This is a genomic window from Nostoc sp. (assembly GCF_036917555.1).
Classification (GTDB): domain Bacteria; phylum Cyanobacteriota; class Cyanobacteriia; order Cyanobacteriales; family Nostocaceae; genus Nostoc.
This window is the reverse complement of record NZ_JBALDD010000043.1, coordinates 87,391-99,327: the sequence shown is the minus strand read 5'-3', so window position 1 is coordinate 99,327 and position 11,937 is coordinate 87,391. Positions and strand designations below refer to the sequence as shown.

The window sequence follows — 11,937 nt, the reverse complement described above, 5'->3', positions numbered from 1 at the left end:
AAGACTAGATAAAAAATTAGTTACCCGCATTAAAAATCTGCTGTGCAGTTAAATTTAATTGGGTAAAAGTAGGTGATGAAATCACGGTGTTACCTTGAAACGCTGTCATTTGATATTCACCATCAAATAATTCGCACACAAAAATAGTGGGTTGTTTGGGATTACCGATGAACTTTCTTGCACCCAATGCAGCATAATCAGCAATCCAATATTTAGAAATTCCCATTTCTTCATAATCTCCAAATTTATTGTAGTAATCATCTCGCCAGTTGGTTGAAACAACTTCGATGACTATTGGAACCGATGCTGCAAGGCTTACTGTTGACTGTTTTTGAAAAAGTGGTTCATTGTCGAGATTATCAAGATTTAGCAGCAACACATCAGGCGAATAAGCCGATTCGGCAGAAGGAGTTTGGATCAATGCAGTTTTGGGTATAGTGTAGGGAAGATTCAGGCAATCAAACTCGACAGTTAGCTTACGGGCTATAAATCCTACAACTTTTTCATGCGAACCGATCGGAGGCGGCATTTCAATAATTACTCCTTTGTGCAATTCGTAGCGTTTTCCATCGTTGGGATACCATTCGATAAATTCATTGAAGGTTAGTAATTTGGGCAACGCTTGGGTCATAATCCTACCTCCATATATGTTTTACTTTATCATGCAATAAATATTGATTAGAATTACAAATATATTAAATGGCTTTATATAAATTCTTGGGGGTTGCCTAAATTCAATCAACGACTGCCCGAATTCAATCAACAACTGTCCAAATTCAATCAACGACTGTCCGAATTCAATCAACGACTGCCCGAATTCAATTAACAACTGTCCAAATTCAATCAACGACTGTCCGAATTCAATCAACGACTGTCCAAATTCAATATAGGAACTTAGTACACGTCACCCTAAAAAAGGGTCGAAATTTAATTTTTTGTAGGTTGGGTTGAAGAACGAAACCCAGCAAGCGCGGAAACGTTGGGTGAGGCTCCGCTTAACCCAACCTACAGTTAGTATTTCTAACGCTGCCTGTAGAGACAGGGGACTTAAACCCCCAAAGTTCGTTAAGCGATAATATCGCTTGCCACTAGTAGTGGTGATCCTGCAAGCTGAATCTCGAAATTAGCCGATAGATTACTATCAGTATTACCTTGGAGAATACCTCCTGAATAACGGATTTGACCTGCTGCGGAGAATGTGCGAGTCCCAATGTAAGTGAAAGCTTGGTCGCCCCCTTTGGTGGAGTTAGCATCTATGCGAGATAAATCGATTCGATCTCCTGGCAAGTTACCGTTTCCAACAAAGTCTTGGATAATATCCCGTAACAAACCAGGTTGACTATCTGAAACTGAGTCGAACCCGAAAACATCGTTGCCAGCACCCCCATCAAGAGTATCCTTGCCAGTACCCCCAATGAGAGTATCATTGCCACCAACGCCAAAGAGACCATCAGTGTCCTCTCCCCCATAGAGGTAATCGTTGCCTGCAACGCCATCTACATCATCTCCTTGAATGACATCGAAGTTACTATACCCATAGATAGTATCGTTCCCAGCACCGCCATTGATGATATCGTAGCTAAAAGAAACATCGCTGATAAGGTCGTTACCGTCGAATCCGTTTATGTAAACTTGCTCCAAATAACTACTCGGAAGAAAATTATCTCCTATCGGATCATCTACCTTAAAGTAAATTAGAGTGTCAGGGCCTGGAGTACCGTTAAGAGGATTTGCATCTGTGATTAATTCTGCCATTAATGAGTTTCTCCTAAACTTAGAGGGTAAAAAATTACCTCATCACTTCCCCATCATCAAACGGCGTTGCTGATTAAAAGTATGAATTTGGTTTCCTCCAAAGGCGCAAAGGAAACAGTTTAAAACATGGAGTTTCACACTTTCATTCAGCAACACCGAGAAAATAAGGTGGAAAAATAACGAGTGGGAAGAGATAACAGAAGTACACCCGATTTGAACAGGTCTTTGCTATTAACTCTGAAGATTTAAGAAGCACTGGATTTATAGCGGTTCTTGCTTGGATGCAACACAGTTTGACCTCACTTCCATTCCTCTCTCCTTTTAGGAGAGAGGCTTTGAATCTTACTCCCCAACGCTAGTAGGGAAGGGGTTGGGGGTTAGGTCTGTATTGCACTTAAGTGAAAAGCGCTATATCGATAATTGTTGACATCAAAACAGTATCAAGAGTCATGTTATACCGTTTTTGCACTTTTCCAACATAACCCCCACTAACGAATTATTAGCAGTTCACATACTTCTCCTCAGAGAGCACCACATGTTCCCAATCTCTAACTCTAGCGACCTGCAACAAATATCTTTTCTGCCGTCAAATTTATATCTGGAAATGTTTGGGAGATGAGGCGTTTTGTTCCCCTAAATTGTTGTCCTTGATAAATTCCATCAACTAACTGATAAATTGTAATCACTGGTTGTTTGGATAAGCCAATGTAGCGTTTGCCTCCCAACCCTAAATAATCTGCGATCCAATACTCCCCAATCCCTAAAGCTTCGTAGTCTTCCACTTTCCGGGCATAGTTATTCTGCCAATTGGTGCTGACAACCTCCACGACCAATTTAACAGACTTGCCTAGTGTAATCACTGGCTCAGTTTTCCATAATGGTTCATTCGCCAAAGCCGTCTGATTAAGAATCACAACATCAGGTCTAAAGGCTGAATTTTGACCTAATGGTTTAATCAGGCATTTCATGGGAATAAACCAAGGTAAGTTGAGCAGATCAATTGCTACGTTGAGCTTACGATTAATTAACCCAGCTACTTGTTCATGAAGTCCAGTAGATTTTAAGTTGATTAGTTGTTCGTCGATTAACTCGTAGCGTACATCATTCAGATAGCCAGCAACGAATGCCTCAGAGCTAATATTGCCTGTATTAATAGTGGCTGAAACCATAAAGATTTGTCCTTTCAGGTTCAGAACTAAAGCAGCAATATCTGCTTTTAATTATTCTAGCTAGCTCTACTTATGGGCTACCGCCTCAGACTACTGGCTTTGGTTCATCCCAAACGAAAGGAATTTTTTTGTAGGTGTTATTATACAGCCCAGTAATTATCACCTTCAGGTAAGGTAAGAATTTCAACCCCATCTTCAGTTACAGCTAAGGTATGCTCACATTGAGCAGAAAGCTTGCGATCGCGCGTTACAGCAGTCCATTTATCGCCCAGAACCTCGACTTCGTAAGTACCTTCGTTAATCATTGGTTCTATGGTAAAAACCATGCCTGGTCTGAGGCGCTTGCCCTTACCCCGTGTGCCATAGTGGGGAACATCTGGTGCAGTATGGAAAATGTTACTGATGCCGTGTCCAACGAAATCTCGCACTACAGAAAAGCCTTGTCCTTCAGCATACTCTTGAATGGCTGCACCAATATCGCCAATGCGTGCCCCAGGTTTAACTTCAGCAATACCCAGGCGCAGACACTCCTCTGTCACCTCTACCAGCTTTCTCGTTTTTGGAGAAGGAGTACCAACAAAGAATGTCTTGGATGTATCGCCGTGATAACCTTCAACAATCGGCGTGACATCAATATTAATGATGTCGCCTTCCTTAAGAATTTGCTTGGCGTTGGGAATGCCGTGACAAATTACCTCATTGACACTAGTGCAAATCGACTTAGGATAACCCTTATAGCCAAGGGGTGCGCTTTTTGCTCCATGCACTTGCGTCCAACGTTCAGCTTCATCATTTAGTTCAAGAGTGCTGACCCCTGGCTTCACAAACGGTTCCAGATGCTGGAGAAGTGTAGCAGCTAAACGCCCAGCTTGACGCATTTTGTCTAATTCTCGTTGGGATAAAATAACAATTAGTTCAGTTTTCTCAGTTTTCATTAACTTTTATCTAAAGTATCTTTCATAAACATAGTTAACCCTGTCTGTGCAGCTTTTTGTGCAGCATCAGCAACCTTGAGGGTATACAAGCTCTCCTCTGGGGTAACATACAAAGGAGTCCCATCAAAAAGATGGTCTAAAACCATACTCGTGTCTTTGGCGAACAAACCCCGGCGAGGGCCAACCTCTATAGATATTGTTTCCCCTGGCTGGACGAATATTCCGGTGTCGCCATCAAAAATTAAACCACCTTTTTCACCGTGAACTTCAAACTTGCGTTCTGATTGCCAAATACTTTCGCCTTTGCCATAGACTACTTGAGCTAAAAGTCCACTGTTAAAGCAGAGTTGACTAATGCATAAACAGGTTTGGTAGTATTCCGGTTCTATTTCCCAATATCGCTGGTGACAGTTAACAGTAAATACTGTACCAAATAAATCGATTAGGCGATGTAGGCGAGACAGGGCACCAATTAAGGGAAAGCCGAACAACTCATGGTTATAAGTCCATTTCCGAGGTGCAGGATTTTGGGGATTGATGGTGCTGTAGCGAACATAAAACACTTCACCAACTTTGGCTAAGTTTTGCTTCAAGGCTTGATGCAAACCACCCAAAAGTTCTAGATGTTCCACGTGCAAGAGTTTCTTTTGTGCTTTGGCTAAAGCAATCAGTTCCTCTGCTTCGACTACATCCAACGAAAGGGGATACTCTATAATTACGTGTTTGCCATTGGCAAGTGCTGCACGAGCGATCGCACCATGATCTCGATTAATAGTGGAGATTGCTACTAGGTCTATATCTTCACGCTCTACTAGCTCTTGCCAAGTACTCAAGACTTCAATCTGGTACTCTTTGGCAAAGGTTTCGGTTTTTTCTCTTGTATGACCAATAACCGCGACTATGTGTGATCGCTCATCATGAAGCAATGCCTCAGCCCGAAACTTTGCTACATACCCAGTACCTACCAAACCTACACGCACTCTTGCTTTTTCCAAAGCTGCTTCTGAATTATACATGATCCTCATTAGTTCTGTTTTTGATCTTTCCACGCTTCTAGTGGTGAGATTCTCTCTTCATGGGGTTCACCAGTCTAGACTCTACAACATTCGTCCTACCCCCTCAAGGACAAATCAGACTTTATTTGAAGCTAGATAGAATTACGTGTACTCAAAAAGGAAGACTTCAAAATAAAGTCCCTTTTTAACTCATAATGTCAGAAATTTGTCAATATAATGAACAAAAAAATTGGCAAAAGAAAAATTATATCTCTACTGTACTGTTAATGTTTCTTTCATTTATATATAACGGGCGTGTTTAGTCAGATTAGAAAATGAAACAGCCCTACTGCTTTTTAAAGGAATTGGAGAACCTCTTCTACGTAAGTCCTACAAAATATAGGTAACATTAACCTTACTCATATTTACTTTACAGATATATAACTTTTTCTAATCACAACCGGACTAGGGTAGAAAATAATATAAAGAAAACTTATCGGGATTAAGTAACTAAATTTCATTACTAATCGGGTTCAATTTCCAGTTACATCGTTTAATTTTTCTCGTAGTATCAGAATTGAAGCAAATTTAAACCAGCGGCTAATTCCACAGAACAGCCGTGACCTTTGCCTTAAGATAACTTATACTGCCGTTTGCAAAAGAGAGGATTACTCAATGCCAACTTATAAAGTGACACTAATCAACGATGCTGAAGGCCTGAACCAAACACTTGATGTTGATGATGATGTCTATATTTTAGACGCTGCCGAAGAAGCTGGTCTTGACCTGCCCTACTCTTGCCGCGCTGGTGCTTGCTCGACCTGTGCAGGTAAAATCACCAAGGGTACTGTCGATCAGGGCGATCAGTCATTCTTAGATGATGAACAAATAGAAAAGGGATATGTACTGACTTGTGTCGCTTACCCAACCTCTGACGTAACAATCGAAACTCACAAAGAAGAAGACCTTTATTAACAGTTAAGCGACTCAAACATAAACCTCTTGCAAGAGTTACTAATGTTGACAAAATAGAAGCAGGATATTTAGAGTTAACACCCTTGCAATGCAATGCCGTGTATACCTCTGAAAGCGACTTTGACAAAAAGTCTAATTTTATATTGAGCAAGAACACAGTAAATCTTGTGTTCCTGCTTAATTTTTTAAGTATAGAGTTTCCTGTCTATTTTTTGCCTCTTCTTAACTCCCGATTCCTGGCTCAAGATGCAACTTCAATGGCAATTAGCTTAAAGCTTAGTCTCTTTTTTGAGAATTTGAATCTGAGTACCAGGATAGTAAAATTGGAGAATTTTTGGACTTGACCAACCTAGTTTCGCTAAATTTTGAGCGCCAGTTTGACTCAAGCCGACTCCATGTCCTAATCCACCACCAATAAAAGCGTATCCCCAGAGTTCCGGTTTGCCTTTGTTCAGCGGTTCTATGTAAAAAAGCGTACTTGTAGGGGCTGCAAAAGCACTGCGAACTTCGTCTTTGTGCAAAATAAAGGTACTGCGATCGGTTTTAACTGCAAGTTCGAGGATACGTCCACTCTGGCTTCGCTTCACTACTGCCATAGCCTGAATTGTCTTAAATTTGGCATGGGGACTGTTTTTCACCTGTAAAAATTTCTGCAAGTCCTTGATAATATCTTTTAAAGGGGTTTCCTTATGCCAACGAAACATATCCCACTTGCTTTCATTAAATCCTTGTTGCATGTTAATAAATTTTTGGAAGTTTTTTTCATCTGCTAAACTCTGCTTAGACAAGTCCCAAAAATTAGTCGGAGCATCTAGTACAGGATGCAGATAGGGACGATCGTCGCCATTCCAGACATCGCTAAAGGAAGCAGTGACGCCACCAGTGGTAGAAGAATACAGGGCGTCTACAAGTTCATTTTTATAAGTTAGTACTTTACCCCTAGTTGAGGCGATCGCTTGGTCTGTTTTGGCAACTGCCCCCTTCAGCCCATAATAAACTTGGCAGTGAGTATCTGCACACAACTGATAATTGTCTGCCACAAACCTACGTAAATTTCTTAAGGCATAAGTCCGGGCGAGAATTGCTTGAGCCTCTAGCGCCGCTTTTGGTGCATCTGTGCCTATTTCGTAAGGAACAACCCCACGCAAATAAGTTTCTAAAGGTACTTGGTTAACGAGAGTGTATGTGCCATAAGAATTTGGCTGCAAATTCATTCGACCGGCATAAAGACGAGCAAACTCTTGTTTTTCGCTTTTATTTACCCGAATCAAATTTTTATCAGTGCTAATTTCCAAGTCATTCGGGCTATAGCGATTACCATCCACCACCCAACTCACTCGCGGCACTTGCTTTAAAACTTTAGTATCAAGATATACTTTTTCTTGGGTAGAGGCTTGGATGTTTTGTAATAACAAGCGTCGCAGTAAAGGAGTGCTGTAAACATCTCGTTTTGCCCAAACCTGCCAGCGTTCTGGCTGGGCTATTTCTACTTCCATTCCCTGAGAACGCCATTTATTAGCACTGTCTTCCGCATTTTCAAAAGTGCGGTATGTGCCCAAAACTACTACTTCTTCAACTGCTGACTGGGGTAAAGCTTGCATGACTGTTTCCAGCTTTACAGGATTCTTAGTAAACAAGATTTGCTGCTTATTGCCCGCTTGAAATTTTAGCTTTAAGCGATCGCCTTTTATGGGTTCCAGTTGCAGCTTGGCTGTGGCTTCGGCGCCAAATCGCTGCACAATCCCAATTTTCAGTTCTATATCCTGGATGTTGCTCTCAGGCCCTGATGCAGCAGTCAGTCCCAATAGACAAAATGTTGTCAGCACAGTGTGGGGAAAACGCCAAAACGAAAATTTCATGGCTACCTGATAGGGAAGCGATAGCGAGTACTTAAGCGTCTTCTGCCCCTTAATGCGTCGTTGGAGCCGATTTTCCAATTGTTTTGTAGCGCGGTTTTTTTGTCGCATGAATGCTCCAATGATACCATTACCAATTTTGCCCTAAACACTAGTTGCAAAACGAAGTCATAATGACTATGATTTATTTAGAGACAAAAAACAGAACTAGTTGGATAAACTCTTTATGGTTAAAGTCCAAGAAATTCCATTAAATCAGATAAAACGGCCATTGCCCCGTACAAACGATCCAAATAAAGTACAAGCCTTAATGGAATCGATTGCGGAGATTGGGCAGCAAGAACCTATTGATGTCCTAGAAGTAGATGGACAATATTATGGCTTTTCTGGTTGCCATCGGTATGAAGCTTGCCAGCGTTTAGGCAAAGAAACCGTTTTAGCAAGAGTCCGTAAAGCACCCCGTAGCGTTTTGAAGATGCACTTGGCATAGAAAATAGGGATTGGGCATGGGGCATGGGGAGATGAGGGAGAATAATTAATAACCAATGCCCAATTCCCAATCCCCAATTTCCAATCCCCAATTACATATAACCTAATTAGGAGAAAATTATGTCATCGAAAGTAACAGTAAAAAATGTAAATATCGGCATTGACGAGGCGAGTAGGGCTAAAATTGCCGATGGTTTATCTCACCTGTTGGCTGACACTTATACACTGTATCTGAAAACTCATAACTTCCATTGGAATGTAACGGGGCCGATGTTTCAAACATTGCATTTGATGTTTGAGACCCAGTATACAGAATTAGCCTTAGCAGTTGATTTAATAGCCGAGAGAATTAGAGCACTTGGCTATCCCGCACCAGGAACCTACAGCGAATATGCCAAACTGAGTTCGATTCCAGAAACTCCCGGAGTTCCGAAAGCTGGGGAGATGATTCAGGAACTTGTGGAAGGACAAGAAGCCGTAGTTAGAACTGCACGGTCTATTTTCCCCGTGATAGAGGAAGTTAACGACGAACCTACCGCCGATTTATTGACTCAGCGGATGCAAGTACACGAAAAGACAGCTTGGATGTTGAGAAGTTTACTGGAAGAATAAAGAATAGGGAGTAGGGCATAGGGAATAGGGGACAAAGAAAAACTTAATCGCCAATGCCCAATGCCCCATGCCCAATGCCCCATGCCCAATGCCCCATGTCCAATGCCCCATACCCAAAAGTTGCAAGATTTAATGCAACAGGTAAATATTTCTAGTTTTAAAGGGCTGAGTCGCGCTGCTGGTGTCTCAGAGCGTCAACTTTTGCGCTTACGCCAAGGAAAGTTAGAGCAGATGCGGGTAGATGTGCTGCTTAGGCTTTCGCCAGTGCTACAGATGCCATTGAATGAATTAATCGCAACTTTTTCAACCGTAGAGTTGTTACAAGAGAAAACAGCGCCTACTCAGGAATTGTTACAAGAAATTACAGATTTAAGAAGAGAGTACGATCGCTCGCAACTTCAATTAGAACAGCAGCGAGAGATATTACTACAAGAACTCCAGCAGTCGAGTTTGCAACTGCTGGAGTCTTTATTATTGCAATGGCCAACAGCAGCACAGAAAGCGCAGGAGAATCCCCAGCTAGCAGCAGTCAAAATAGTACCGTTGGTGCAGAAACCCCTGGAAAAGCTTTTACAAGCGTGGGGAGTGGAAGCGATCGCACCTGTGGGAGCAGAATTACCTTACGATCCCCAACTGCATCAATTGCTGGAGGGAACTGCACAACCTGGAGAAACAGTCAAAGTACGCTACACTGGCTACCTTCAAGCTGAGAAACTGCTTTACAGAGCCAAAGTGAGTCCTGTTTGAGCGAGTGAGGAGTACAGACGCGATTAATCGCGTCTGTACAGGAGTTAGGAGTTACAAATTCATAACTCTTTACTTTTTGTATTGTCTGTCGAGAAATGACAAATATTGGGAATACTAAAATAGCACAGCGATCGCCTTGAGAAAACTTCCTTCAAAGCCAAGGTGTCGGTTCTAGCTTGCTTGGCGCTGTTGAAACCTAAATTTTTGGCTCTAGAGCGGTAGTCCAGAGGTAAATTCTTTCAATTATGTAAGTAATTGGACATAAATAAATGTAGATCCTAGTTACTATCAGAAGTACTCAGGGAGGAAAAGCTATTGCTAGACTCAGTTTAACTATGCGTAGGCGTAGCCCCCCGTAGGCATCGCTGCGACTAGTTAAATTTGGAATTGCTTAATGACAGCAATTATCATAAGATTTATTGGAGAATCTCAGTTTTGCAAAAATTTTTGGTAAATAATCTGAAAAGCAGTAACTTCAGCTTGTATGTAAGTATATATCTAAATCCATAAGATGCAAGTAAGTCGGCGTTAAAAATCAACATATATGATAAAACATCAAATCAACGAACGGCTTATAAATTGGTCTTTATAACATTTTTACAAAACTAAATATACCAGTTTTTTATCATGCCAACTTACTTAGCTGGTTGATTTATAATTGGTCTATTTCTAGTAGGAAAACTATACTTAATTAAGCTAATGATTTTTTTTAATTACAAAAAAATAAATTCAAAATTTTATAATTAATCTTTATCTATCCTGATTAATTATCAATGATTACTCAATATTTAATCTTAAATTTTATTTTACAAGCATTTTTAAATGTTCTATAATAGCGAAATCAGAGTATTATTTACATAAGTCAGAGTGACATAATGATGAGAGAACAAGTAAAAGTTATTAAGCTCAGTGGGAATTTGAACGCCACAACTTCACAAGACTTTCGGCAAAAAATCACTGAGATTCTAGAAAGTGGTGCGAAAATTGTGTTAGTTGATTTTAAAGATGTAACGTTTATGGATAGTTCCGGTTTGGGAGCTTTAGTATTAGCTTTTAAAACCTTGCGAGCCGCAGATACTAAGCTTGCTCTCTGCTCAATTAATGAGCAAGTTAGGATATTATTTGAACTGACTAATATGGATAAAGTATTTGAAATCTTTCCTAGTCAAGATGCATTTAATCAGGTTTTAGTGTCTAATACGTAATTAATCAAACTTCATTTGCAAAATAGATAAATCATCATCAAAAGCATCTTTGGAGTTCAGAGCTATTAAATAACTGAGTACGCGATCGAGTTGGCTATCAACAGGATCTTGTAAGCTAACTAGTAGCTGAATAAAAGCATCCAAACTCCAAAATGTGCCGTCTGATTTAGTTATTTCATAAGCGCCATCACTAAAAATATAAAGGGTACTGAATTTTTCGATATTGCAAAACCCATCAACATATTTTGCCTCTGGAAACATGCCAACTGGCATACCAGGGGTTTTCAATAGTTTAACTTCAGACTTTCTTGGAGATGTGCCAGTTACTAAAACTGCTGGTGGATGACCTGCACTAGCATAAATTAGCTGGCGGTTGATTCGGTTGTAAACTCCGTACCAAATCGTAAAGTATTTATCATTTTGATAATTCATCTGAAAAGTATCATTTAAAGCTTTCAATACATCACTCGGTTGATAGTAATCGAGACTTTTCAGCGCACGAGAACGCAGCAGATTCAGCACAGAAACAGAGGGAAGAGTGGCTTTGAGTCCATGTCCGGCAGTATCGAGTAAGTAAATTGCCAGATAGTCATCATCGAGCCAATAGTAATCGAAACAGTCACCACCAAGTTGTCGTGAGGGAATGAATCGGAAATTTATATTGAAGGGTTCAGTCATAGAAAGAGGTAGTAGCGATCGCACATATTCTGCTGCTTCTGACATTTCTGATTCGAGAAGCAACTTTTGAGCCTGCAAATCTCTACTCAACTGATGCAGGCGTAATCCCGCTCTTACCCGTGCTTGTAATTCATTATGCTCAATAGGTTTAGAGATAAAATCATCAGCACCAGCATCTAGACCTTTGACGCAATCGGCAACGGAATCTAAGGATGTTAATAAAATAAAGAATGTGGTAAAAAATTTGGGGTCTGTCTTAATGCGGTGGCAAACTTCCAGTCCAGTCAAACCCGGCATGATCCAATCACAAATAATTAGTGCTGGACGATAAGCTAGTGCCTTTTCTATTCCTTCCTCGCCGCTACTGGCAGTAACTACTTCATAACCCTGTTTTTCCAACATCCTTTTCAGGAGTATTTTTATTGAATAGTCGTCATCAATTATTAGTATTTGAAACATATAAATTTGTTGAAAACACTTATTAATAGTTTTTTGTCAAAATAGAAAATAAAAATATGATA

At 40.5% G+C, this 11,937-nt stretch carries 12 protein-coding genes; 5 read left to right on the top strand and 7 right to left on the bottom strand.

From position 1 onward, the window contains the following. Window positions 1-16 precede the first annotated feature (16 nt). From V7K60_RS17425 to V7K60_RS17405, 5 genes are all read right to left on the bottom strand, one after another. Window positions 17-631, bottom strand: a complete 615-nt coding sequence (locus V7K60_RS17425; protein ID WP_334927101.1) for a Uma2 family endonuclease — start codon at window positions 629-631, stop codon at window positions 17-19. Window positions 632-1,065: 434 nt separating this feature from the next. Next, window positions 1,066-1,755 carry a calcium-binding protein gene (locus V7K60_RS17420; RefSeq protein WP_334927100.1) on the bottom strand — a complete coding sequence of 230 codons (690 nt, stop codon included), beginning with the start codon at window positions 1,753-1,755 and terminating at the stop codon, window positions 1,066-1,068. Window positions 1,756-2,309: 554 nt separating this feature from the next. Beyond that, window positions 2,310-2,924, bottom strand: coding sequence for a Uma2 family endonuclease (locus tag V7K60_RS17415; protein WP_334927099.1), 615 nt, complete (start codon window positions 2,922-2,924; stop codon window positions 2,310-2,312). Window positions 2,925-3,064: 140 nt separating this feature from the next. Next, the gene (map, locus tag V7K60_RS17410; protein ID WP_334927098.1) at window positions 3,065-3,859 is read right to left on the bottom strand and encodes a type I methionyl aminopeptidase; all 795 of its coding nucleotides are present in this window, start codon (window positions 3,857-3,859) and stop codon (window positions 3,065-3,067) included. Then, window positions 3,859-4,875, bottom strand: a complete 1,017-nt coding sequence (locus V7K60_RS17405) for a Gfo/Idh/MocA family protein (RefSeq protein ID WP_334927149.1) — start codon at window positions 4,873-4,875, stop codon at window positions 3,859-3,861. Before V7K60_RS17405 ends, map begins: the two co-directional genes overlap by 1 nt. A 654-nt stretch (window positions 4,876-5,529) precedes the next feature. Between V7K60_RS17405 and V7K60_RS17400 the strand changes: the two genes are divergently transcribed. After that, a complete protein-coding gene (locus tag V7K60_RS17400; RefSeq protein ID WP_292744684.1) occupies window positions 5,530-5,829 on the top strand; it encodes a ferredoxin in 300 nt (99 codons plus the stop codon). 269 nt (window positions 5,830-6,098) lie between these two features. Here V7K60_RS17400 and V7K60_RS17395 read toward each other — a convergent pair whose 3' ends face one another. After that, the gene (locus V7K60_RS17395) at window positions 6,099-7,796 is read right to left on the bottom strand and encodes a SpoIID/LytB domain-containing protein (protein ID WP_334927097.1); all 1,698 of its coding nucleotides are present in this window, start codon (window positions 7,794-7,796) and stop codon (window positions 6,099-6,101) included. Between the two features lie 115 nt (window positions 7,797-7,911). On the opposite strand from V7K60_RS17395, the gene V7K60_RS17390 reads away from it, so the two are divergent. The 4 genes from V7K60_RS17390 (at window position 7,912) to V7K60_RS17375 (ending at window position 10,738) form a co-directional block, all read left to right on the top strand. Beyond that, on the top strand, window positions 7,912-8,175 hold the full coding sequence (locus V7K60_RS17390; protein WP_104907642.1) for a ParB N-terminal domain-containing protein: 264 nt from the start codon (window positions 7,912-7,914) through the stop codon (window positions 8,173-8,175). A gap of 119 nt (window positions 8,176-8,294) precedes the next feature. Beyond that, complete coding sequence (locus tag V7K60_RS17385) at window positions 8,295-8,786, top strand: Dps family protein (RefSeq protein ID WP_334927096.1); 492 nt, start codon at window positions 8,295-8,297, stop codon at window positions 8,784-8,786. A 102-nt stretch (window positions 8,787-8,888) separates the two neighbouring features. Beyond that, window positions 8,889-9,533 carry a nucleotide exchange factor GrpE gene (gene grpE / locus V7K60_RS17380; RefSeq protein ID WP_334927095.1) on the top strand — a complete coding sequence of 215 codons (645 nt, stop codon included), beginning with the start codon at window positions 8,889-8,891 and terminating at the stop codon, window positions 9,531-9,533. 878 nt (window positions 9,534-10,411) lie between these two features. Beyond that, window positions 10,412-10,738 carry an STAS domain-containing protein gene (locus tag V7K60_RS17375; RefSeq protein WP_334927148.1) on the top strand — a complete coding sequence of 109 codons (327 nt, stop codon included), beginning with the start codon at window positions 10,412-10,414 and terminating at the stop codon, window positions 10,736-10,738. Here V7K60_RS17375 and V7K60_RS17370 read toward each other — a convergent pair whose 3' ends face one another. After that, window positions 10,739-11,875, bottom strand: a complete 1,137-nt coding sequence (locus tag V7K60_RS17370) for a PP2C family protein-serine/threonine phosphatase (RefSeq protein ID WP_334927094.1) — start codon at window positions 11,873-11,875, stop codon at window positions 10,739-10,741. Between the last annotated feature and the right edge of the window lie 62 nt (window positions 11,876-11,937).

Coding starts and splice junctions, on each gene's coding strand:
- V7K60_RS17415 (WP_334927099.1), bottom strand. CDS start 2,924: ATGGTTTCAGCCACTATTAATACAGGCAATATTAGCTCTGAGGCATTC.
- V7K60_RS17405 (WP_334927149.1), bottom strand. CDS start 4,875: ATGTATAATTCAGAAGCAGCTTTGGAAAAAGCAAGAGTGCGTGTAGGT.
- V7K60_RS17425 (WP_334927101.1), bottom strand. CDS start 631: ATGACCCAAGCGTTGCCCAAATTACTAACCTTCAATGAATTTATCGAA.
- V7K60_RS17390 (WP_104907642.1), top strand. CDS start 7,912: ATGGTTAAAGTCCAAGAAATTCCATTAAATCAGATAAAACGGCCATTG.
- V7K60_RS17395 (WP_334927097.1), bottom strand. CDS start 7,796: ATGCGACAAAAAAACCGCGCTACAAAACAATTGGAAAATCGGCTCCAA.
- V7K60_RS17385 (WP_334927096.1), top strand. CDS start 8,295: ATGTCATCGAAAGTAACAGTAAAAAATGTAAATATCGGCATTGACGAG.
- V7K60_RS17375 (WP_334927148.1), top strand. CDS start 10,412: ATGAGAGAACAAGTAAAAGTTATTAAGCTCAGTGGGAATTTGAACGCC.
- V7K60_RS17400 (WP_292744684.1), top strand. CDS start 5,530: ATGCCAACTTATAAAGTGACACTAATCAACGATGCTGAAGGCCTGAAC.
- V7K60_RS17370 (WP_334927094.1), bottom strand. CDS start 11,875: ATGTTTCAAATACTAATAATTGATGACGACTATTCAATAAAAATACTC.
- grpE (WP_334927095.1), top strand. CDS start 8,889: ATGCCCCATACCCAAAAGTTGCAAGATTTAATGCAACAGGTAAATATT.
- V7K60_RS17420 (WP_334927100.1), bottom strand. CDS start 1,755: ATGGCAGAATTAATCACAGATGCAAATCCTCTTAACGGTACTCCAGGC.
- map (WP_334927098.1), bottom strand. CDS start 3,859: ATGAAAACTGAGAAAACTGAACTAATTGTTATTTTATCCCAACGAGAA.